Source organism: Staphylococcus sp. HMSC036D05, assembly GCF_001836225.1.
Lineage (GTDB): Bacteria > Bacillota > Bacilli > Staphylococcales > Staphylococcaceae > Staphylococcus > Staphylococcus caprae.
In genome coordinates this window covers 65,562-89,258 of record NZ_KV827789.1, presented here as the reverse complement: position 1 = coordinate 89,258, position 23,697 = coordinate 65,562, and the positions used below count along the sequence as shown (strand labels likewise).

Sequence of the window (23,697 nt, the reverse complement as noted above, 5' to 3'; positions counted from 1 at the left end):
ATGGATGACCATATCATCAAATTTATCAAATGTTAGAATACTTAAGCATCAATTTCTAATCATTTTTCTTTTAACGTCCTTTGTCATCAATTCATATGTTTCTAAAGCCACTTTATGATATTCAAATATGACGTTTCTCTGACCATTTTGTCGATTATTGACGCTTGCTTTAAGTTGTTGTTTAAACTATTTCATTAAAAATTGGATAAGTGCTTCCCGGCTGTTGTTTATGTATTTTCATTCTTAATATTTTCTTATTTATATCGTCTTGAAGTTATATTTTTCATCTTGAATTCCATCTTTCAAATAAATCCCCCACAGAATGTAGCATAAGGCTCCGGCATTTAAAGACTTGAACATGATTATTTCTACACAATTAACAAGTAACGTTGCTATAAACAATACAATCGTCACTCTAAAAGGTTTTCTAGCTAAAAGAATCACTTTCAATATGTAAATCACATAGCAAGTCAGTCCAATCATACCTGTAAAAATAATAACTTCAAAAATGATATTTCCCGCTTCAATGTTTAAATTTTTTAGATAACCATTCGCATGATGCATAGGTATTCCGAACCCACTACCTAAAAATGGATGAGTTTCAAAAGCATATTGAATATTTTTGATTTGGTTATCTTTAGGCATAAGTACATTTTCTATTGAATTCCCTTTAAAAATGAAGTTTACCATTAAGGAGTGAACTAAAGGATGAAAAATGCTTGTTATAGCTAGCATTAGAATTCCCAAAATCATCGGGTATTTATAGCGCTTTTTTAAATTTAAAAGTAATAAAATAATTAAGAGACTTATCATCAGCGTTACCCATGCTAGTTTAGAATCTGTTAAATAAAGTTCAATTATTGCAATTAATACAACAAAGAAATTTAATAAATTTATTTCATATTCCCGCAGGATATAGAGGATAAGAATCAATAACCCCATTAAAAGAACTACCGCAAAGGTTTTGTAATCACTCAAAAAGCCATGAAATGACTCACCCTTAATGAAATAATTTGTTGGCTTCAATACGATGGGTAACAAGGAAAAGATAATTAGCAACTTTACTTGTTGTGCCGTCCATATTACAAGTTCTTCAATATCTTTAATTAAACATATTAATAGTACGATAATCGTTAAAGGAATAAAGTAATTAATAATTTTAATTACAGACATCATTGGATAGTCCGAGACAACAAGACTTATCAAAATATAAATCAACATTAAATTCATTGACGAAAAAGCAAAGTTAAACATAATATAACTTCGCGTCCATTTCTTAATATATCTAATAAGGAAAAATATTCCTATCACATATATTAAAATGTATTGCATATATGTGATAAAAACAGTACTTTCTCCAAGATCAAAAGTCGAATTCATTAAAGTTCTTATCATGTATAGATATATAAGTTGAATTACGCCGATTACGCCTCTTTTGAGTAGTATGAGTGATAATAATATTGCTAAAAAGAGCGTCCATTTATTGCATATACTCATTATGAAAATGAGACTAATTAGTGTATTTTCTCTGATGGTCTGTTTGTTCATTTTCAAAAATTGTTTCATTTATACTTCTCCAAATCATCTTGCTGTTAATTCTACTGCGTCTTTAGAAAGACTCGCTTGAGGTGTGAAATGATAAGCCTACTATGCCTACTCACCTATTTATTTCTATTGTTATTTTATTAGTTTATTATGTTTTGTAATTATAGCATGAAATGTTTGTGGCACATATATTTTTAGCAATTCCAGCCATCTTCTATAAAAAAGCAGGGAGAGGGACAGAAATATAATTTATCAAAATTATTTTCGTTGTCCCTCTCCCAACTTTCATTGTTTGCAGAATTTCTTAAAAAGAAATTCTCTATGTTGGGGCCCCGCCGGCAAGGATGGCTAGGATTGAAAGAAGCTTGATATAAGCGCACTTTTAATTCAGACATCTACTGCCAATATGTTAAAGAAGGCTGAAACATTTAATTATGTCTCAGCCTCTGAACTGTATATCATTTATTTAATATTTTTCAAAGCATCTTTTATCTCAGTTTGACCTGATTGAATAAAAATGTCTTTTCCTTCTACTGAAGGTTCTTGAAGTGATTCAATTAATACCGTTGCAACATCTTCACGTGGAATTGTATAACTATTTGGGTCTCCGTTAATTTTTAATTCAGCTTCAATTTTGCCAGTTCCTTCATCATCTTGAAGTGGGCCTGGATGAACGATTGTGTAATTTAATCCTGAATTTTCAATGTAAAGATCTGAAAAATGTTTTGCAACTGCGTAAGGTCTCATCACATCTGATTCTTTTTCAGGTTCAATACTGTCTGTTGCACTTAATTGAACAAACTTTTTCACATTATGATTTAATGCGAAATCTACGGCTTTTTTAGCACCCAATAAATCAACTAGCAACGTTTTATCTGCGCCAGTGCTACCACCTGAGCCTGCTGTAAAGATGACGCTATCTACGCCTTCAAATGCATTTGAGAAATCGTCCTCTAAATCTTGAACAACTACTTTATCTGCGCCTAAGTCTTTAAGTTCATTAACTTGTTCTTCTTTACGTACTAGAGCTACTGAAGAATGATCAGTATCTTTTAATTGAGAAATCACTTTTCTACCAACTGCTCCATTTGAGCCGATAACTAAAACGTTCATTGATATAACCCCTTCCTTATTTTGTATGCACATGCATATTAACGCTTAAATCAATGCAACTCAACTCATATGCTTATATACCTTATAGGTGTGTTGTTTTCCCGAAAAGTAAAAAAAGAGTATACCAGACGTCTTAAAAGTGAGTCTTTCTATTTAAAAACTCTAATTTTAAACATTTAAGACGGTAAGTATACTCATTAAAATAGATAATCACACGATACGTTTACGTATTGCCCCGGAAATAAGGTCAACAATTGCCACCATAAGCACTAATCCTATTAGAATAATGCCTACACGATCCCATGAACGTGTTTGTAACGCGAAGATTAGTGGCGTTCCTATACCTCCAGCACCAATTAAACCTAAGATAGAGGCAGAACGTAAATTTAACTCAAAACGATAAAGAATCAATGATATAAACGACGGAAGAATTTGTGGAATCACAGCAAATATCAATGTTTTAGTTTTATTAGCACCACTTGCTTTTAATGATTCTACGGCACTAAAATCTAAACTTTCAATATCTTCTACAAATAATTTTCCTAACATTCCTACTGAATGAATCCCTAGTGCTAATACACCTGAAAAAGAACCTGGTCCAACAGCTTTAATAAAAATAAGTGCCATCACAATTTCTGGGAAAACTCTGATAATACTTAAGATAAATTTGCTTGTCCCGGTAACTGGTCTTAATTTAACCATATTTCTTGCTCCTAAAAATGCAAATGGAATACATATAATAGAAGCAATAAAAGTACCGATGACAGCTATAGCAAATGTTTCTAATAAACCTCTTAATAAGTCCTCACCTGCAGGTATGTATATATAACCTAAATCTGGGTGAAATAGACCATAAAAAATTGACTTTAGTATTTCAATGGATTTACTTTTTAGTTCGAGTGCAGGCATACCCGCAAAGGCCCAAATAATGATAATCGCAACTACAACAGCAATCATCCAATTCTTTATCATTTTTTGACGATGTCGTTTTGAATTCAATTCAAACTTTTGTTCATTCATGCTAATTTCTCCCTCACTTTCGAACTCACAAAGTCGATAATGACAACGATGACAAGTGTGAATAAAATAATCATTGCTGTTTTCTTATATTGGAATAATCCTAAAGTTTGATCATAGAATAATCCGATACCTCCAGCACCAACTAAACCTAAAACAGCTGATGCACGAATGTTAATTTCAAAGGCAAATAAAACATATGACATAAATGAAGAAATTGCTTGAGGAACAACGCCAAATACAATCCATTTTATTTTGTTGGCACCAACAGCTGTCATCGCCTCCATTGGACCTGGGTCGATTGTTTCTAGAGATTCATATAATAGCTTTCCAATAATACAGATAGTGAGAATAAATAATGCTAATACCCCTGGAATTTGTCCAATACCAAATACAGCAACGAATACTGCTGCTAAGAGAAGGTCTGGTATTGTACGGACGATATTCAGAATAAAACGAGCTGGAATAGCAATCCACTTTGTTTGAACAATATTACTCGCACATAACAACGCTACTGGTATAGATACAATACTCCCAAGAAACGTACCTACAATTGCCATTCGAATCGTATCTAACATCGGTTTAGTAATCTGGTCAAGATAACTCCAGTCTGGTGGCACCATTTGGCCAAAGAATGAACCAATTTGCGGAATACCTACCATTAAGTCACCTATACTAAACCCCGTATAAATAAAACTCCAAATAATCAAAGCAATAATTAATATGATTGAAAAGCTTGTTTTAAGGGACATCTTTTTATTTAAATATTGATCATATTTATTTGTAGATGATGTAGGTGTAGCCATATTACTCCACTCCTAACTTTTCATCGTCATTAATTGCACGACCGTAAATATGATTGAACACTTCTTCATCCGCTTCATGTGCTGGTCCATCGTAAACGAGTTCACCGGCTCTTAAACCGATAATTCTAGATCCATATTCTCGTGCTAAATCTACAAAGTGTAAATTAATTAAGATTGTAATGCCTAATTCTTCGTTAATTTTCTTTAAATCATCCATAACTTGTTTCGTTGTCAATGGATCTAATGACGCCACTGGTTCATCGGCCAAGATAATTTCCGATTCTTGGCATAATGCACGTGCTATAGAAATACGTTGTTGTTGCCCACCAGAAAGTTGATCTGAACGTTGGTCGTATTTATCTAGAATATTTACACGTTCTAATGCATTCATGGCTTTAATTTTATCTTCTTTAGGAAATAGACCGAGAACCATTTTCCATGTCGGATGATAACCTACTCTTCCACTTAATACATTTCTTAAGACGGTAGAACGTTTAACAAGATTGAAATGCTGAAAAATCATCCCAATATTACGTCGCATTTCTAATAACTTTTTACCACGCGCTTTCGTAATCGATTGCCCTTCAATCGTAATGTCACCAGAAGTAATATCATGCAAACGATTGACTGATCTCAATAATGTTGATTTACCTGCACCTGACAACCCAACAATTACTGCGAAGTCACCCTTTTCAATATTTAAATTGATATCTTTTAATCCCACATGTCCATTTGGATATACCTTGCTCACATTCTTGAATTCAATTTGACTCATAACATACACCCTTCTTTTAAAAAGAAAAGCTAAGAAGTCTGAACAATCGATTAATCAATCTTTACATTCAGTCTCCTAGCTTTTCTGTTTTTGATTCAATTCATCTTATCGTTTAATTGTTTTATTTCATGTCTTGAACTTCTTTTTCATATTTTCTTACGATATCGAAGTTAGAATCCTTTGTATCTGTATATCCTTCATGTGAATACACTTCACTGATGATTTTGTGACCTTTTTTAGATTTAGCGATTTCTTTGAAAGCTTTTTTAAGTTTTTCTTGGAATTTCTTATCCATATCAGGACGTACTGAAATTGTATCGTTTGGAATTGGTTCAGTAAGTTTTAAAATTTTAGTATCTTTGAACACGTTTGGTTGGTCTTTTTTAACTATCGTACGTGCATCTTGGAATACTGCTGCTGCATCAACGTCTCCGTTTAATAGAGATATAACTGCTTGATCGTGTCCTTTCACGTTTACAATTTTCATATCTTTAGTTGCATTGATACCTGTCTCTTTTTTAAGTGTAGCTATTGGGAATGTGTATCCTGCTGTAGAAGTTACATCTTGAAGTGCGATTTTTTTACCTTTTAAATCTTTTAAGCTCTTAATTTTTGAATCTTTCTTAACTAAGATTTCAGATTTATAATCATCGACTAATTTTTTATTTGGTGAACCGTCATTATTTACACCAAAACGTTGTGCTTGAAGTAATAAGTCTGCTGCTTTTTGGTCATGCGCTAATGTATAAGCAGTTGGTGGTAAGAAACCTACGTCAACTTTTTTAGATTTCATTGCTTCTACAATTGTATTGTAGTTTGTTGAAACTGATACTTTTACTGGGATACCTAATTTGTCAGATAATAACTTTTCTAATGGTTTCGCCTTTGCTTCTAATTTATCCGCATTTTGAGATGGTACGAATTGAACTGTTAATTCCTTTGGTTTATAACCGTCTGAACTAGATTTACTATCTGAACTTTTCTTATTATTGTCTAACGAGCTAGAGTTCCCACAGGCTGCCGCGAAAATAACTACCGATAAAACAAGTACTACTAAAAATTTCAAATTCTTCATTATAATAACTGTCCCCTTCACATTTATAATGGTGTAATATGTATATTTTTGAACCTATAATTATAGATTAGCATATCTAATAAGTAATGAGTATTTAATTTCAATTAAATTTATAAATTTTTTATAATAAACAATAAGAGTTTGTAAAGAAATCGTTAAGGTCATACAGTACTTTAAGTTTATATACTATAATTTTAAAAAGTATAAATTATAGTGAGGAGTCAATGATAGAGATGAAAATATTTAAAATACTAGGTTCTACTGTATTAGCAACTGTCATTTCAGTAACATCGATTCACTCAGCACAAGCAACGACACAATCCTCTTCTTCAACTTCAAATCAAAGTAATCAAAATGTACTATTTGATAATTCTCATGAACAAACAGCTGGTGCAGCTGATTGGGTCATTGATGGAGCATTCTCAGATTATGCTGATTCAATGAAACAACAAGGCTATAATGTAAAAGAATTAGATGGTGAAGCAAATATTAGTGATAGCACGCTTAAAAATACTCATATTTTAGTTATTCCGGAAGCGAATAATCCATTTAAAGAAAAAGAACAACAAGCCATCGTCAATTTTGTTAAACGTGGAGGTAGTGTCATTTTCATCTCAGACCATTACAATGCTGATAGAAATTTAAATCGTATTGATTCTTCTGAATCGATGAATGGGTATCGTCGTGGTGCTTATCAAGATATGACAAAAGATATGGATAACGGTGAGAAAAACTCTAAAGCGATGCAAGGGGTTAAAAGTTCTGACTGGCTATCTGACAACTTCGGCGTACGCTTTAGATACAACGCATTAGGTGATTTGAATACAAAAAACATTGTATCTAATAAAGATAGCTTTGGTATTACAGAAAACGTTCATTCCGTTTCTATGCATTCAGGTTCAACTCTAGCAATTACCAATCCAGATAAAGCTAAAGGAATTGTCTATCTTCCTGATAACTTGTCTAATAATCAGAAATGGTCCCATGCTGTTGATCAAGGTATCTATAATGGCGGAGGTATTAAAGAAGGTCCGTACGTAGCTATTTCAAAAGTAGGTAAAGGGAAAGCAGCATTTATCGGTGATACATCACTTGTAGAAGATAGTTCTCCTAAGTATCAACGTGAAGATAATGGTAAATCGAAAAAGACATATGATGGTTTTGAAGAACAAGATAATGGCACACTTTTAAAAAATTTAACGACATGGATGGGTAAAACTGATAGTCATTCATCTATGAAAGAGACAGGTGTTAAACTTGATAGTAAAACACCTCTATTAAACTTTGAAAAGCCAGAAAATTCTACAGAACCTCAAAAAGAACCTTGGTCTCAGCCTGAGAAAGGTTACAAATGGTACGACCGTTCAACATTTAAGCCGGGCAGTTATGGTAGCACACAAAGTGGTTCTGATAACAATGATAACGGTAATAACAATCATGGATCTGATAATGAAAAAGTGGGCGATGCTCAGTTTCTTTTGCCAAAGGACATTGAACCTAATCATCCGTTCCAAGTTAAGATAAAACTTAAAGGTTATCCTGCAAATAGCACGATTGATGACTTATCAGTTGGAATTTATAAAGATGGTGGTAAACAAATAGGTAGCTTCTCTACTAATGATTCACAATTTAGTAGTCCAGGTTATAGTGAGAAACAATCTGTGAAGACTGATCATCATGGTGAAGCTACATTGACATTAACCGCTAAAGTCTCAGAAGATATTAAAGATGCACATATTAGAATCAAACAAGGTAAGAAAGTATTAAAGACAAGTGATATTAATTAATATATGTAATATTTTAAGGGGCATTGGTACAATATGGGTGTATCAATGTCTTTTTTATGGAGGTTTAGGCAGATGTCTCAATTAGCATTTTATGTAGTAAGTGATGTACACGGATTTATCTTTCCAACTGATTTTTCAGATCGACATAATGAGTTACCTATGGGTTTATTAAAAGCGAATCATCTCATTGAACAAGACAGCACGCACTATGATGGCACGATAAAAGTTGAAAATGGAGATTTTTTACAAGGCTCCCCTCTGTGCAATTATTTAGTTTCTGAACTAAAATCGAGTCGTCCATTAACTGATATTTATAACCGACTAGGATTTAGTTTCGGAACAATTGGTAACCATGAATTTAATTATGGCTTAAGTTATTTAAAAGATACGATTCAACGACTTGATTATCCCATTTTATGTGCTAACATTTTTGAAAATGGAAAACCTTTTACAGGCCAAGGAATTACCTATTTACATCAAAATGATGTAACCATTGGCGTCATTGGTTTAACAACACAATTTATCCCTCACTGGGAACAGCCTGAATACATTAAATCTTTAACGTTTGAAAGTGCTGTTGAAACCTTAAAAAAGCATTTACCAGAATTACGAAAGCATAGTGATATCGTTGTTGTAAGTTACCATGGTGGGTTCGAACGAGATTTAGAAACTGAAGAACCGACTGAAGCTCAAACTGGTGAAAATGAAGCCTCAGAAATTTTACGTTTATTCAGTAGCGACATTGATGTATTAATCACAGGCCACCAACACCGTGACATCGCTATGATTCAAAACCAAACAGCAGTAATACAACCTGGTACACGAGGCACTAAAGTCGGAAAAATTGTTTTAAATATTGAAAGTCAAAATGATATGCAAGTTGAATCATGTACTTTATTAAATGTTGAAGATGATTCTAACTTTGAAATTGAACCCCAAGATTTAAAACTACGTACACATTTAGAAAATTGGTTAGATGAAAAAGTGGCGACTTTGCCTACTTCGATGCGTGTTGAGAATGCTTTTGAAGCTAGAGTTAAGCCTCATCCGTTCATCAATTTACTAAACTACATTTTACTTGAAAATAGCGGGGCTGATATCGCATGTACTGCCCTATTTGATTCTGCTAAGGGATTTGATACAGATATCACTATGAGAGATATCATCAATAACTATCCTTTTCCAAATACATTCAAAGTACTTGAACTGAGTGGTAATGATATTAAACAAGCTATTGAACGTTCAGCCTCTTATTTTGATTTACATGATAATAAAATAAGTGTGAGCGCAGACTTCCTTGAGCCTAAACCTCAGCATTTCAATTATGATATATTTGCAGGAATTCATTATACAATTAATGTGAGCCGCCCTTATGGAGAACGTGTGAACGAATTGAGTATAAATGGACAACCCTTGGATGAAAATAAAACATATACAATTTGTGTGAATAATTATCGTGCGGTTGGTGGGGGTAATTATGATATGTATGTAGATAAAACAGTAGTTAAAGATATTCAAATTGATGGGGCTCAGTTATTAATCAACTATTTATCTAATAATGACTTAAGTCACATTCCTCAAGTTGTTAATTTTGAAGTCGTAAAATAAAGGAGATATCATGTCAGAATTCACAGCATTTTTAAAAGATATTGAAGTTGCAGACCATCGTGAAAAAATGGAAGGCTTATTTGAGTGGATTGATTCACGTTTTCCCGAATTGAAGCGTGTGGTTAAATGGAATCAACCTATGTATACTTACAATGACACATTTATTATCGCATTTAGTAAAGCGAAACAGCATTTTTCTATTATGCCAGAGGCTGCTTGTTTAAAACATTTTAAACAACGTGTCGCTGATGCTGGTTATACACAAACAGATAATTTATTAAGAATTAAATGGGATCAAGAAATTGATTATCCTCTAATTGAAGAAATGATTACATTGAATATGAAGGAAAAAGAAAATTATTCTAAGTTCTGGAGAGATCATAAATAATTGTTATATACATGGTTCAAAATATTTATATTTGAACGTGAATCATACTATAAGAGCTCCTCGAATGATTGTTTTAAAAACTTTCATTTAAGGAGCTCAATTTATATCAATGCAATTTTTAGTTTTAAATTTACATTTTCCGAGAAACATTCTTATTTCAGAATGATGATTTATTTAATTACTAAATGTGATGTGCTTTCTTTCATAAAGATGATTAACAAAGTTAAGAATGATACCTAATATGATAATCCCACCAGAAATAAATGTAATTTGAATATAAGGTAAGCCAATAGATAGCAGTATAGAACCGATTATGGCACCTAAGAAGTTTGCCACGTTAAACACTGACGCAGCTAAAGTACTGGCAAGTAAAGGTGCTTCGTGTGCACTTAGTATAATCTTGCTGTTGAGCAATGGCGTTGTGCCAAATGTTCCGAAACCGAACATAAAACATATGATTAATGCTAAAACCGCGTAATGAACAACTGTTACAAACAGAATAATTGTAACGAATAAAAGTAAAAATGTGAGATAAAGATTCTTTGTTAATTTTTGTTCTGGAATACTTCCTGTGACTAAATTTCCAATTACCCCACCTAATCCGAACATAAATAGACATACTGTAAGACCTACCACTTTATATGGTGAAAAATCTCGAATCATCGGTTCCATAAATGTATACGTAGTGAACACGCCTGAATATCCAAATACTATAATAGAAATAACGATAAGAATATGTGGATTTTTAAATACTTTTAATTCATTAGCAATATTAGCTTCAGCGCTTAATGAAACTTTTGGAACAAATTTAATCATTCCTAGCATTGTAATCACAGCTAAGCCAATCATGACACCAAATACAGTTCTCCAATTGGCAAATCCACCAAGGAATGATCCGAATGGTACACCTATCATGACAGCAATGGTTAGACCAGCTTGTACTAATGCAATCGCTTGTGGTTTCTTTGCGGGAGGAGCAACTGCAGCTGCTACGCTCATACATACGCCAAAGAATGGTGCGTGCATTGCTGCTGACATTAATCTTGATAATAATAATACGTTGAAATTAGGTGCTAACATTCCTACTAAATTACTTATAATGAATATGGCTACTAAAATAGGTAATAATCGATGACCATGTACTTTTAAAGTAAATATTCTCATAAATGGTCCGATGACAGCGACACTAATTGCATAAACACTAATTAATAAACCAGCGCTTGAAATTGAAACTTTCATATCACTAGCTATTTGTGTTAGCAAACCTGTGACTACATATTCTGCCATACCAACAGTAAATGTTCCTAACATAAATACGATGAACATCATTTTGTTTTCTCTCATTATTGCTCACTCCCTTTTTCTATTTTAAAAAAATCAACATGAGTGATATATTATAAAAAATCATAACGCTTGTGAAGAGGTAAATTGAAATTTATTGTAGTATTTAAAAGTAGTGAGCGTAAGCTTTCATTTTATTTTCATAATAATAATATTAAGACAATTTTTGATGACGCAATATAAAGGTCATTTTAAAATTATCAGGATTTGTACAGAAATATGTATAATCATAAAAATGTGCCACTTTGATAACTAAGATGGCATTTTATTTTTCTCTTCCCTAACATAATGAAATTTAACGTAAGTTTTTGAGAAGACTTTGATCAATTGTTATATTTATTTATAGAATTGTAATCATTGGAGGCTTATAATGAGTTCTGAGAATAAAAAAGAACAGAAAAAACGTAAAAATTGTTGGCTGTGGTATATTTGGGACACCATTTTTGATGTTATATTTTATAGTATCATCGGTGTGGTTAGATTGATTAAACATTGGATTTGATAGATGTATGAGAATGGAATTTACATAAATTTAAAGAAAATGATACTTTCTCTTTACAAAATACTTTGTGCGTTCTATAATAATTAATGTTCTGATTTTGGAGGGATACTCAAGTCTGGCTTAAGAGGCCAATCATTCGTGATTGGTAGGAGCTTTTGCTCGCGTTGGTTCAAATCCTTCTCCCTCCGCTAATTATTTTAAGGCAAGTTCTTATTACGAGAACTTGCCTTTTTTGTGTTCAATTCTATTTTTGAAAAGGTAAATTGAACGCGTTTCTTCTATTATATATAAGTAATTTTGACCTTTCATTTTTCAATTTTATAAATATCAAAAAACCATAACGTATCTTATTAAGAAGCAATGTAAAGGAATCTTCTTGAATATCATACGCTATGGTTACGCTAACTAAATTAAGTTTTATTTATTGAATGCTTTTACTTCCAATTATTTATGTGGTTTGAACGTTTTTTGTGGCGCATAAATTGTAGTATTATATTTGTCTGCAATTTTTTGTGTTTCTTTATCTACTTTTTTCTCAAATGCTTTTTTAGACATTTTAGATGTGTCCCCGACATTTTTCTCTAATTCAGCGTATTGTGCTTCTGTCATTCCTTTTGGTGGTATACCTGCATATGGACGATTTCCTTGATGAGTTTGAGTTGAATGTGGTTTATATGTTTTTTGTGGTGCGTAGATTGTATTACCATATTTATTGGCGATTTTTTGTGTTTCTTTATCTACTCTTTTGTTGAATACTGAATCAGGCATTTCGTTAGCATTGCCTACATTATATTCTAATTCAGAATATTGCTTTGAAGTCATACCTCTTGGCGCTATACCTGCATATGGTCTTGCTCCCATATCTGTACGTCCGTGTTTATCAAATTCTTTTAAATATCCCATTTTAGTTTTAAATTCTTTATTACTGATAGCCCCATATTTTTTTAATTTTGTTAATGATTCAACTTTTTCTTTATACGTAGCTGTATTGCCGTGATGATATTCACTCGCATTTGCGACTCCTGTTACGCCTGATAAAGCAATCGTACCTGCTAATACTGCACTACTTAATAAAGTAACTTTCTTCATTTTACTGTAACCCCTTTCAAAAGTTTAAATCTTACAACTTTTACGTTATCATAAACTTTTAATTATTTCATTTATATTACAGAATTTTTACTGTCATTTTACATTCTTTAAATTAAATAACACTTATTAAATATAATTTTCCCATAATATAATAAAAAGCACCTACAACGAACACATTGTAGGTGCTAAAAATATTATATATATCTATTTAATTAGTAACTATCTCTCATGTTGAAAGGCTATCAACAATTGTATAAGTGAATTTAACAATTATGATCAAGCTATCATTTTTAATTATTGTTAATTTTAGCATCTGCCAAAAATTATATACATAAGTAAATCATTTTTATGAATAATTCTTATTACATTTGAATTATTCACTTTTCTAAGAAATTGCATAAAATTCAAATTTTATAAGCTATACTTTAAGAATCTCAATTTTCATAAATGTTGTCAACTATTTTTTGATTTCAAAAAAATATGCAATGCAATTTCATGTAAAAACAAGAAATTTATTACACACTAGTTACCAAAATTATTTTTTACAAACACATTTAATAAAGAATATACTTGGTCTTTATAGCAATTCTTATTTTCTTCAATAACCCCGAATTTCTGTGAAAAGGATGCTCGCAAATACCAACTCTCTAAAAAAAGGAGTATCAAATTTTGAAAATCTTCTTTACCCATAGACATTTCGGAGGGATCATAATATCTTATAATTTCACTATCTAGCACTTCATTGACTTCTTTGAGATGATTGTGAATCTCTGGTGTTAACTCGTCTGGTGCACTGGATAATTGGACATATAACCTGATATACCTTTCATCGATATCAAATATAAATTCAAATAAAAACTGGTAAAGCCCATCAATTGAGTAGTTAGAATCACTGTTGTTTTCGAGTATAAACGTTTTAAAGTAGTTAAAACAGTTTTCTACACTTTTACGATAAATCTCTTCTTTATTGCTGTAATGATAATATAAACTTGCTTTTTTGATGTTTACACTTTTAGCAATATCATCAAGTGTAGTACCGTAATATCCCTTTTCAGAAAATAAGGTTATTGCATTATCAATAATCTTATTCTTCAATTCTAAAATCTCCCCCTTATTTAATTTTTAATCGTTATATTACAGAAAAATTAAGTTAAAATTACAAATATTACTTTTCAAGTATAACAACATTCTATTGCAAATTGAAATACTTTCGATTAATATATTCGATGCAACCTAACTAACGAAAGGTAGGTAAATAAAATGCAATTTTTTAACTTTTTGCTTTTTTACCCTATTTTCATGTCAATTTACTGGATAGTAGGTTCAATTTATTACTTTTTCACTAAAGAATCGCCCTTTAATAAGCGAGATATAGTCAACAACAATGAACAAATTGAAGGCATCACTTTCTTACTAGCATGTTACAACGAAAGTGAAACTGTAAGAGATACGCTATCGAATGTCCTGTCACTTAATTACGCAAAAAAGGAAATTATTATCATCAATGATGGCAGTTCTGATAATACTGCTGACATTATTTATGATATGAAGAAACATCACGACTTTAAGTTTGTGGATTTACAAGTTAATAGAGGTAAAGCAAATGCTTTAAACGAAGGTGTGAAGCAAGCTTCATTTGACTACGTGATGTGCTTAGATGCAGATACGATTGTGGATCAAGATGCCCCGTATTATATGATGGACAACTTCAAGAAAAACCCTAAACTAGGTGCTGTCACCGGTAACCCACGTATTCGCAACAAGAGTTCTATTTTAGGCAAGATACAAACGATAGAATATGCGAGCTTAATCGGATGTATTAAACGCAGTCAATCACTGGCTGGCGCGATTAACACAATTTCAGGTGTGTTTACATTATTTAAGAAAAGCGCGCTGAAAGAAGTCGGCTATTGGGATACTGATATGATTACCGAAGATATAGCAGTATCGTGGAAATTACACCTAGCGGGGTTTCATATCTTATATGAACCACGCGCATTATGTTGGATGCTTGTACCTGAAACAGTTGGTGGTCTATGGAAACAACGTGTGAGATGGGCTCAAGGTGGACATGAAGTACTTCTTAGAGATTTTTGGGCAACGATGAAATCTAAGAAATTGTCACTTTATATCCTCATGTTTGAACAAATCATCTCTATCACTTGGGTTTATATCATTCTGCTATACCTGGCATTTTTGTTGATGACTGCTAACTTTTTAGATTACACATATTTGAAATATAGCTTTTCAATTTTTTTCCTTTCATCATTTACGATGACATTTATCAACATCATTCAGTTTACAGTTGCTTTATTTATAGACAGTCGCTACGAAAAGAAAAATATAGTTGGTTTAATTTTTGTGAGTTGGTATCCAACAGTTTATTGGATTATCAACGCCGCCGTTGTCATTTTCGCATTTCCTAAAGCATTAAAAAGAAAGAAAGGTGGCTATGCTACATGGTCAAGCCCAGACAGAGGAAATATCCAACGGTAAAATCGTCTTTGAATTTAGTTAGGGAGAGCTTATTCATCGCGATATCTTGCGCATTTTGGATTTATTGTGTCGTTGTCATGATTGTATATATAGGGACGCTTATCAATTCACAAGTTGAAAGTGTGATTACGATACGTATTGCACTCAATGTGGAGAACGTAGAAATTTATAAGATATTTGAATTGATGCTGATTTTCTCAATCATTATTTTCATATTCTTTACTTTTAGTATGATTTTTCAAAAAATTAAGAAAGGTCGTGAAGCATGAAACCTTTCAAATTTATCTTGATTAGCTTAATTATGATGTTAGTAATGACGAATGTAACACCAATCTTTCATCATAATGCAAAAGCTGATGAAGACAACAAGAAGTTAAAGTATCACAAGAATAGCGCTTTAGCGTTAAACTATCACAGAGTTAGAAAAAATGACCCCTTGAATGATTTTATAACTTTATTTTCAAGTAGTAAGGAAATTAAGAATTATAGTGTGACGGATAAAGAATTTGAGTCACAAATCAAATGGCTGAAGGCACATGATGCAAAGTTCCTTACTTTAAAAGAGTTTCTGAAGTATAAAAAGAAAGGTAAGTTTCCAAAACGTAGTGTGTGGATTAATTTCGATGATATGGATCAAACTATTTATCAAAATGCATTCCCAATATTAAAAAAATATAAAATTCCAGCAACTGGATTTGTGATTACTGGACATATTGGTCAACAAAACTTCCATAATTTAGATATGATGACTCAGTCTCAATTATCAGAAATGTATCGTACAGGCCTTTGGGATTTCGAAACACACACGAATAATCTACATTCGTTAAAGAAAGGAAATAAGTCAAAGTTTCTAGAAGCATCTAATCCTGCTGCTACTAAGGATATTGAAGATAGTGAAGATGTGTTAAATTCTAAATTTGGCAAAAATCAACATGCCATCGCTTACCCTTATGGTCTAATCAACAATAGTAAAATTCAAGCCTCTAAAGATGCAGGTATGAAATACGGATTTACATTAAGTGAAAGAGCTGTCACTCCAAATGTAAATAATTACAAAATACCTCGTATTCTAGTAAGTAACGATGCATTCGAAACTTTAATTAAGAAATGGGACGGTTTCAATGAAGAAAAATAGACTTGAATTAGTATACTTACGTACTTTTATATGTATCATTATTATTGTCACGCATTTATTAACACAAATCACTTTAGAACATGAACATCTTTCAGGAAGTTCACTTATTCTGCAATTTTATATAAGAAATATAGTCATATTTGGGACACCTAGTTTTATCGTTTTATCACAGTTGTTAACTACATTAAATTATAAATCTGTTAGCGTGCAATATTTATTTTCTCGCTTTAAGTATATCTTTATTCCTTATATATTAGTGGGACTATTTTATAGTTATAGTGAATCATTGTTAACCGCTTCGTCTTTCAAAAAGCAATTTATTGAAAATGTGATTTTGGGACAATGGTATGGTTATTTCATCATTATTATCATGCAATTCTTCATTTTATCGTACGTAATTTATAAGATTAATTATAAACTTTTTAATAGTAAGCTTTTATTATTGCTAGCCTTTGTCATACAACAAGCATTTTTATATTATTTTAATCATAGCGATGCTTTTCATGGATTTGTAAAACATTATTATCCATTAAGTGAGAATACGATGATACTTGGATGGATTTTCTATTTCTTTTTAGGTGGCTATATCGGGTACAACTATGAACGCGTGCTATCATTCTTAGAAAAATATCTCGTCATCATGATTATGTTAGCATTGGGTTCATATGTACTATTTATTGCTATATCTGGGGACGATTATTGGAATGTAACCAGTTTTACGTATTCACTCACGCTTTATAACAGTGTGATGTTCTTTGTACTTGTAGGTATTTGCGCACACTTTAAAACCATGTTACTTAACACGGTTCAGATGATTAGTGCATTTTCATTCTTTATTTATTTGCTACATCCAATTATTTTGGATTCGCTATTTGCTTATACCAATATCTTTGAGGATAACACGGTTGTCTTCTTAGCCGTTTCCTTGCTGATGATTCTCGGCATTTGCATTGGTGTTGGTATGATATTGAGAGAATTTTATATTTTTAGGTTCGTTATTGGCAAACAGCCGTATAAGCTACAGTTTAATCATTATCAACCTAGTTGGAAATCACACTAATGTTGGAAAAGCGCCACCCGCAGAGATAAAATTGACGGATCTCTGCGGGTGGCGCTTTGGGTTTGTGGTGGATTACTTTTTATGAGAATAATACTTTCAATACTCTAAAGAATGAACCGATTAATTGGAATAATGTACCTGACATTGGATTTCACCCCTTTCACTTTATAGATTTTACTTATCAACTCTCAATGACTTATTTATTAATTTGAAGTTAATTGTTCACTTTGAACTAAATCATCTGCGAGGTTGTGCCAAAATTGTTGTAGTTCTTCTCTTGTGCGTACTGTATCTGAACTGTCTTGTCCAACAAAGTCGACATGGTCCCAATCATGTTTGACTGGTGTGACTTGCCACACACCTTTTTGATTTTTATCTGTTGCTTTTACATATTTTTGATTGAATGGATGTTGTGCTGAAATCACCGATACTAGACCGTCGTTTTCTCTCCACTCTTTTTCAGTCGCTTTACCAATTACATTGGCAGTTATCGTGAATGGGAAGAATAGATTGTAATCTGCTTTTTGTCTACCGAATAATGATGCATGCGTTGATTCACCTGTATATGTTTTATAAACGATATTAGGATTTAATGATGTTTTACGATTCAGATCTGTGGCACCATCACGTGTAAGATCATAGAAACCATTATCTTGAGATTTCCATAATTTAGAATTTTGAACTCTTTTCGCGTAATCGATGTATGATTCATTTGGTTTTTGTTTAAGACCCCATTGCGCTAAGCCAAAGTCTACACGTGAATTTTTTCTACCGAATGCTTTACCTACATCGAATACCACTTGGCGTACTAAGGCTTCGTTACCTAGTTCATCTGAAGCGTGTGTACCATTATGCGGTGAAGCTAACGTCGTGATGGAAGATACCATATTGTCGTTGTTCCCTTTATATAAAGGTGAAATCGTGCCCCCATGTTCTTTTTGGTATTCTACTTCTTCACGGTTACCATGTCTTAACAATTCTTCTAGTTGGCGAATTGTTTGTCCGCCCATACTATGTCCTACAAGATGTACTTTCTGACCTGGTTTCCAGTCTTTGTAGACACCTTCGTATGTTTTACCGTAACGTTTGTGACCATATCTTGCGGCATGTGCTGCACCATAGTCTACTCTTCCGCCTTTAATATAATAGTAAAGTTCTACAGCACGGTCATAGTTACTGCTAAATGCACTAATGCTTGCTTCATATGCTTCATAACCATTCTCTTCTAAATCTTGACGAATATTCATCTTATCGCCACCCCAGTAATGTGATAGCACCGTAGGGTTGATATCGTCAGTAAATCCATTGAAACCGTGAACCAAGATAATTGGATCATGATTTTTATATTGGCTATGTTTCGCCTTTTTATTTGTTTGATCTTTATTTTGTTGTGTTGTTTGCTGTTTGGATTTTTTATTAGTTGTAGCGACGGCATTATTCTTCAGTGTACCTAATCCGTCTTTAGAGTCTTTATCTTTATCAGAAGAATCATCTTTGTTCGAAGTTGGATTTGCCTTATCGCCAACAGTTAAAGATTTGGATTCGTCACTATCCTTTGTTGTAGCTAGTGTAGCTTCTGATATTGCGTCATCTTGAGCTGTCACCTTTTGATGGTTATCTGCATCTGGTTGATTATCTTGTTGAGATGTCGCTTTAGGCGATTTCACTGCCGCTGTGTCGTCTGTATCATTTGATGATTTTGTTTCATCAGTGTTTTCTTTTGTAAGTGTTTGCGCATCTTCAGCTTTGCTATTTTGTGCGTTTTCTTTTGTCTGGTGTTTATCTTGTGTTTCAGACTCACTCACTTGGTTATCTTGATTATCTGATTTATTCTCAGTTTTTGATGGTGTTTGAGTTTGGTTGTCAGCTGATTCGTGATGCTCTGCTTTTTTCAATGGTGCTGCATCTTCAGCTTCTGTTTTAGCATTTTGGTTCTGTGTCTTCTCTTTAGTATTTTCAGTTGACGTTTGACCAGTTGTACGTGCATCATCTGTTGTTGAAGGTTGTTTTACATCTTCTTTTGAATCACTTTGTTGATGCTCTTGATTTCCTGCTGACTGTTCTTGTGCTTGGTTTTGAGATGTTTCACTTTCTTCAGTGTCAGTGTTTTGATGTACGTCTGTTTGGTTATTTTCATTATGTAAGCTATTTTGTTGATTGGTCTTATCATTCGTATCATTTTTAACATTCGGCTGTTCAGACGTTGATTGAGTTTCCTCATTTTTCGTTGTCTGATGCTCATTCACATTTTCTTTATTTGCCCCAATAGATTGTGATATCTCATTGTCCGAAGTTCCCTGATTGTGATTTTCCTCGGCAGCCTGAGCTGAATTACCCCCGATAAATAATAATGCTGCTATCAAGATTGATGATGTCCCCACACTAAACTTGCGAATACTATACTTGTTTTTTCTTGTCTCCATTAGTAGCACCTCTATTTATTTAATTTTTTAAAAATGAACTTCGCAATTATAAATGATTAAATGAATAAATTAATAATTGCGCGTGGTAGTAACTCGAATAGCTTACTAAAAATCGCTTTAATAGCTTCCATAATGACCATCCTTTCTATCGAAAAGAAAACGCTTACATTTAATATAAAAAATTTTTGTATATACAATACTCTTGAGTTGCATATAAAATATAAAACACTTATCTTTTTCGATTAAATTTAAAACATATCATACTGTAATATTGAAAAATTGTCAATAATTACATGCAATTAAATTGACCAATTATATAAAAGAATTCTCATGGAATTACAAGCTAGAAGATATATTTTAAAATGAATATAGCTAAATATCACTATATAAAGAGGATGAAAATTATGAATTGTTTGCAATTTGAAAATTATTTAAATATTAATACATCTCAATATCAAAACCTTAATGTGGAAACACTTAATCATATGATGGAACGTTATATGCTGACTGTCCCCTTTGAAAATATTAGTGTTCAAAATCAAGTTCCTATTTCTGTTAACATTGAAGACCTTTTCAGAAAAATCGTCCTAAATCATCGAGGTGGATTCTGTTATGAAATGAATCATCTATTTGGAACATACTTAGAGGAGAAAGGGTTTGATGTTCATCGTGCTTCAGCTACCATTCATACCCCTGATGGTGGCCGTTCTCTAGAAGGTTCACATATGTCTTTATATACGAAAATAGACGGTATATATTACGTTACGGATGTAGGTTTTGGTGATTTACCGTTACATGCAATTCCAATTACTCATGTTTCCCAACCTACTGTTATCTCTGATATTAATGGAGAATTTCGTGCAATTTTAGATACAGAAGACTACTATCATGTTCAAAAACTTAAAAACAACGAATGGGTTACGTTGTACCATGCACTATTAAAACCTCAATTCATTCATGATTTTGATGATAAAATTGTTTATAACCAAAGTAATCCAAACTCTATTTTTGTAAAACAATTACTTGTCACACAGCCACAAACATTTGGTCGGGCTACAATGACACATCGCACACTTACGTTGAGCTATGGAGATACTAAAGAAAAATATGATGTTACAGCTCACAATTACAAACATTTTCTAAAAAAATATTTTAATCTAGACGAAACAATTGATAGACTTGAAGACTAATCATTACTTTAGACAACCAAGGGTATTGTTGAATAATGAGGTGAAAAGAATGTCAAACATTGAAATATTAGGAGCTAAACAAAATAATCTTAAAAATATTGATGTCAGCATCCCTAAACATCAATTAACTGTATTTACAGGGAGGTCGGGCTCAGGTAAGTCTTCATTAGTCTTTAATACGATAGCCGCTGAGTCAGAACGACTATTAAATGAAACATATTCGAGTTATGTCCAACACCAATTAACTCAATACGAAAAACCAAATGTCGATCAAATCAATCATTTGCCTGTCGCCATGATTATAAATCAAAAACGTCTTGGTGGAAATTCACGTTCCACTGTAGGTACTATTTCAGACATTTATGCTTCTGTAAGGCTGTTGTGGTCTAGAATTGGAGAACCCTTTGTAGGATATTCAGATATTTTCTCTTTTAATAATCCTAAAGGAATGTGCGATACATGTTCAGGTTTAGGTTATGTAGAAGATATTGATTTAAACGAATTACTAGATTTCGACAAATCACTAAATGAAGATGCGATTAAATTCCCTTCCTTTAGACCTGATAGTTGGCGTGGTAAACGTTACCTTTATACCGGATTATTTGATAATGATAAGAAACTAAAAGACTACACTAAAGAAGAAATGGATACATTTTTATATACTGAACCTACAAAATTAAAAAATCCTCCTTCAAATTGGCCAAGAACAGCAAAATTTGAAGGTTTAATTCATCGCTTTAGACGTTCTTTCTTGCTTAATGATAATTTTGAAAAGAAACGTTTCAAAGCTGATATTGATCGTGTTGTATCAAAACATGAATGCCCATCATGTCATGGTAAAAGACTCAATGATAAAGTTTTAAGTTGTAAAATCAATGGTGTGAATATCGCTGATTTCACCGATTTACCTATTGATGATGCCGTTCATTTTCTAGAAAATATCAATTCAAATACAGCCAAAGTGATTATTGAACCATTAAAGCAACAACTACAGGCATTGAGTTATATCGGTTTAAATTATTTAACTTTATCACGAGAGACAACTTCACTGTCAGGTGGCGAATCTCAACGTATTAAACTGATCAGACATTTAAATAGTCCACTAAGTGATTTAGTTTATATTATTGATGAGCCAAGCGTTGGACTACATCCTGAAGATATTCAAAGAATTAATGATATGATTCAGTCGCTTAAAGATAAAGGAAACACAGTGCTTGTTGTCGAACACGACCCAGATGTGATACAAACGGCCGATCATGTGATTGATATTGGACCTAATGCCGGGAAAGATGGCGGAGAGATTATGTTCGAGGGGACATATGATGGCTTACTTCAATCTCAAACGAGCACGGGTAAAGCTTTAAACAAAAGGCATGACCTTAAAGAAAATCCTAGAACTACTACAGAAATGTTTCATATCAAAGATATCTCACGAAATAATTTGAATCATATTTCAACGCAATTACCTAAACAAGCTATGACCGTCGTAACAGGTATGGCTGGTTCTGGAAAGAGTTCGCTTATTTCAGCAGCATTTGAACACGATGATCGTGCTATTTTTATCGATCAGAAACCACCTCATGCGTCTAATAGATCTAACTTACTGACGTATTTAAATATCTTTGATGATGTACGAAGTTTCTTTAGTCAACACACGGGCATGAAAAAAAGCATGTTTAGTTATAATTCTGAAGGTGCATGCCCTGAATGTCATGGTAAAGGTGTTATTAAAACTGAACTTGCATTTATGCCAGACTTTTCCCAAATTTGTGAGATGTGCAATGGCACAAGATACCGCCCTGAAGTACTAGAAGCAACAGTAGATGGTAACTCTATCGCGGATATCTTAGCACTCACTGTCAGTGAAGCCATTGCGCAGTTTGACGGACAAGAAAGTATCACTCGTCCGCTTCAAGCATTAGCGAACACTGGGCTTAACTATATGACTTTAGGTCAATCTTTAGATACTTTGTCTGGTGGAGAAATTCAACGTGTTAAATTAAGCCGATATCTCACTGAAGATGTACACGATCAAATCTTTATTTTCGATGAACCAACGACTGGACTTCATGAAGATGATTTACCTGTCCTTATCGATTGCTTTAACCATTTGATTGAACAAGGTAATACCGTTATTCTTATTGAACATAATTTAACGATGATGACTCAAGCCGATTGGTTTATTGATATTGGACCTTATGCTGGAGATAAAGGTGGCCAATTATTATATAGCGGTCAGCCTGCCGGACTACTAAAAATAAAGAATTCAGTTACCGCAAAGCATTTAAATCGTTATATTCACAAATAATCTATATAAACATTGATACTATTATAAAAGCCTCTAAAC

20 protein-coding genes, 1 tRNA gene and 1 pseudogene are annotated in these 23,697 nt (G+C 32.7%); 11 read left to right on the top strand and 11 right to left on the bottom strand.

Annotation, left to right across the window (positions count from 1 at the left end; genetic code table 11):
• Positions 1-48 precede the first annotated feature (48 nt).
• From HMPREF2580_RS12280 to HMPREF2580_RS11520, 7 genes and pseudogenes are all read right to left on the bottom strand, one after another.
• Positions 49-180 (bottom strand): annotated as a pseudogene (locus HMPREF2580_RS12280) (hypothetical protein); the annotation flags it as partial.
• 78 nt (positions 181-258) lie between these two features.
• Complete coding sequence (locus HMPREF2580_RS11545) at positions 259-1,173, bottom strand: hypothetical protein (protein WP_242317824.1); 915 nt, start codon at positions 1,171-1,173, stop codon at positions 259-261.
• Positions 1,174-2,007: 834 nt separating this feature from the next.
• Positions 2,008-2,658: an SDR family oxidoreductase gene (locus HMPREF2580_RS11540; protein ID WP_044466619.1), complete on the bottom strand. Its 651-nt coding sequence runs from the start codon at positions 2,656-2,658 to the stop codon at positions 2,008-2,010.
• 210 nt (positions 2,659-2,868) lie between these two features.
• Positions 2,869-3,678, bottom strand: a complete 810-nt coding sequence (gene phnE / locus HMPREF2580_RS11535; protein ID WP_002444697.1) for a phosphonate ABC transporter, permease protein PhnE — start codon at positions 3,676-3,678, stop codon at positions 2,869-2,871.
• On the bottom strand, positions 3,675-4,481 hold the full coding sequence (gene phnE / locus HMPREF2580_RS11530; protein WP_070833253.1) for a phosphonate ABC transporter, permease protein PhnE: 807 nt from the start codon (positions 4,479-4,481) through the stop codon (positions 3,675-3,677). The genes phnE (HMPREF2580_RS11535) and phnE (HMPREF2580_RS11530) overlap by 4 nt, the downstream gene beginning before the upstream one ends.
• 1 nt (position 4,482) lies before the next feature.
• Complete coding sequence (gene phnC, locus HMPREF2580_RS11525) at positions 4,483-5,256, bottom strand: phosphonate ABC transporter ATP-binding protein (protein WP_044466621.1); 774 nt, start codon at positions 5,254-5,256, stop codon at positions 4,483-4,485.
• A gap of 121 nt (positions 5,257-5,377) precedes the next feature.
• Positions 5,378-6,331 carry a phosphate/phosphite/phosphonate ABC transporter substrate-binding protein gene (locus tag HMPREF2580_RS11520; RefSeq protein ID WP_070833250.1) on the bottom strand — a complete coding sequence of 318 codons (954 nt, stop codon included), beginning with the start codon at positions 6,329-6,331 and terminating at the stop codon, positions 5,378-5,380.
• Between the two features lie 233 nt (positions 6,332-6,564).
• On the opposite strand from HMPREF2580_RS11520, the gene HMPREF2580_RS11515 reads away from it, so the two are divergent.
• The 3 genes from HMPREF2580_RS11515 to HMPREF2580_RS11505 all read left to right on the top strand — a co-directional run bounded on the left by HMPREF2580_RS11515 (position 6,565) and on the right by HMPREF2580_RS11505 (position 10,114).
• Complete coding sequence (locus HMPREF2580_RS11515) at positions 6,565-8,118, top strand: Gldg family protein (RefSeq protein WP_070833247.1); 1,554 nt, start codon at positions 6,565-6,567, stop codon at positions 8,116-8,118.
• A gap of 72 nt (positions 8,119-8,190) precedes the next feature.
• A complete protein-coding gene (locus tag HMPREF2580_RS11510) occupies positions 8,191-9,726 on the top strand; it encodes a bifunctional metallophosphatase/5'-nucleotidase (protein ID WP_070833244.1) in 1,536 nt (511 codons plus the stop codon).
• A gap of 10 nt (positions 9,727-9,736) precedes the next feature.
• Positions 9,737-10,114 carry an iron chaperone gene (locus HMPREF2580_RS11505; protein WP_070833241.1) on the top strand — a complete coding sequence of 126 codons (378 nt, stop codon included), beginning with the start codon at positions 9,737-9,739 and terminating at the stop codon, positions 10,112-10,114.
• A 174-nt stretch (positions 10,115-10,288) separates the two neighbouring features.
• Here the strand turns inward: HMPREF2580_RS11505 and HMPREF2580_RS11500 are convergent, their stop codons facing one another.
• Positions 10,289-11,458, bottom strand: a complete 1,170-nt coding sequence (locus HMPREF2580_RS11500; RefSeq protein ID WP_070833238.1) for an MFS transporter — start codon at positions 11,456-11,458, stop codon at positions 10,289-10,291.
• Between the two features lie 367 nt (positions 11,459-11,825).
• On the opposite strand from HMPREF2580_RS11500, the gene HMPREF2580_RS12505 reads away from it, so the two are divergent.
• Positions 11,826-11,957 carry a hypothetical protein gene (locus HMPREF2580_RS12505; RefSeq protein ID WP_256326457.1) on the top strand — a complete coding sequence of 44 codons (132 nt, stop codon included), beginning with the start codon at positions 11,826-11,828 and terminating at the stop codon, positions 11,955-11,957.
• Positions 11,958-12,056: 99 nt separating this feature from the next.
• Positions 12,057-12,145, top strand: a tRNA-Thr gene (locus HMPREF2580_RS11495).
• A gap of 256 nt (positions 12,146-12,401) precedes the next feature.
• On the opposite strand, the gene HMPREF2580_RS11490 is transcribed toward HMPREF2580_RS11495, so the two are convergent.
• Both HMPREF2580_RS11490 and HMPREF2580_RS11485 read right to left on the bottom strand, forming a co-directional pair.
• Positions 12,402-13,046, bottom strand: a complete 645-nt coding sequence (locus tag HMPREF2580_RS11490; RefSeq protein WP_070833236.1) for a hypothetical protein — start codon at positions 13,044-13,046, stop codon at positions 12,402-12,404.
• A gap of 522 nt (positions 13,047-13,568) precedes the next feature.
• Positions 13,569-14,141, bottom strand: coding sequence for a TetR/AcrR family transcriptional regulator (locus HMPREF2580_RS11485; RefSeq protein WP_002444719.1), 573 nt, complete (start codon positions 14,139-14,141; stop codon positions 13,569-13,571).
• A gap of 165 nt (positions 14,142-14,306) precedes the next feature.
• Between HMPREF2580_RS11485 and icaA the strand changes: the two genes are divergently transcribed.
• From icaA to icaC, 4 genes are read left to right on the top strand one after another with little or no spacing between them, the layout of a single operon-like run.
• Positions 14,307-15,542, top strand: a complete 1,236-nt coding sequence (icaA, locus tag HMPREF2580_RS11480) for a poly-beta-1,6 N-acetyl-D-glucosamine synthase IcaA (RefSeq protein WP_070833233.1) — start codon at positions 14,307-14,309, stop codon at positions 15,540-15,542.
• Positions 15,506-15,811 (top strand): intracellular adhesion protein IcaD, encoded by a 306-nt coding sequence (icaD, locus tag HMPREF2580_RS11475; protein WP_037541753.1) that lies wholly within the window; start codon positions 15,506-15,508, stop codon positions 15,809-15,811. The genes icaA and icaD overlap by 37 nt, the downstream gene beginning before the upstream one ends.
• Positions 15,808-16,677 carry an intercellular adhesin biosynthesis polysaccharide N-deacetylase gene (gene icaB, locus HMPREF2580_RS11470; protein ID WP_070833229.1) on the top strand — a complete coding sequence of 290 codons (870 nt, stop codon included), beginning with the start codon at positions 15,808-15,810 and terminating at the stop codon, positions 16,675-16,677. Before icaD ends, icaB begins: the two co-directional genes overlap by 4 nt.
• Positions 16,664-17,737, top strand: coding sequence for a polysaccharide intercellular adhesin biosynthesis/export protein IcaC (icaC, locus tag HMPREF2580_RS11465; protein WP_002444727.1), 1,074 nt, complete (start codon positions 16,664-16,666; stop codon positions 17,735-17,737). The genes icaB and icaC overlap by 14 nt, the downstream gene beginning before the upstream one ends.
• A 203-nt stretch (positions 17,738-17,940) precedes the next feature.
• Here the strand turns inward: icaC and lip are convergent, their stop codons facing one another.
• A complete protein-coding gene (lip, locus tag HMPREF2580_RS11460; protein ID WP_070833226.1) occupies positions 17,941-20,160 on the bottom strand; it encodes a YSIRK-targeted triacylglycerol lipase in 2,220 nt (739 codons plus the stop codon).
• 404 nt (positions 20,161-20,564) lie between these two features.
• Here lip and HMPREF2580_RS11455 point away from each other — a divergent pair, with 404 nt between their 5' ends.
• Together HMPREF2580_RS11455 and HMPREF2580_RS11450 are read left to right on the top strand one after the other, a co-directional pair.
• Positions 20,565-21,350, top strand: coding sequence for an arylamine N-acetyltransferase family protein (locus HMPREF2580_RS11455; protein ID WP_070833223.1), 786 nt, complete (start codon positions 20,565-20,567; stop codon positions 21,348-21,350).
• A gap of 49 nt (positions 21,351-21,399) precedes the next feature.
• Complete coding sequence (locus tag HMPREF2580_RS11450) at positions 21,400-23,658, top strand: ATP-binding cassette domain-containing protein (protein WP_070833220.1); 2,259 nt, start codon at positions 21,400-21,402, stop codon at positions 23,656-23,658.
• Positions 23,659-23,697 lie beyond the last annotated feature (39 nt).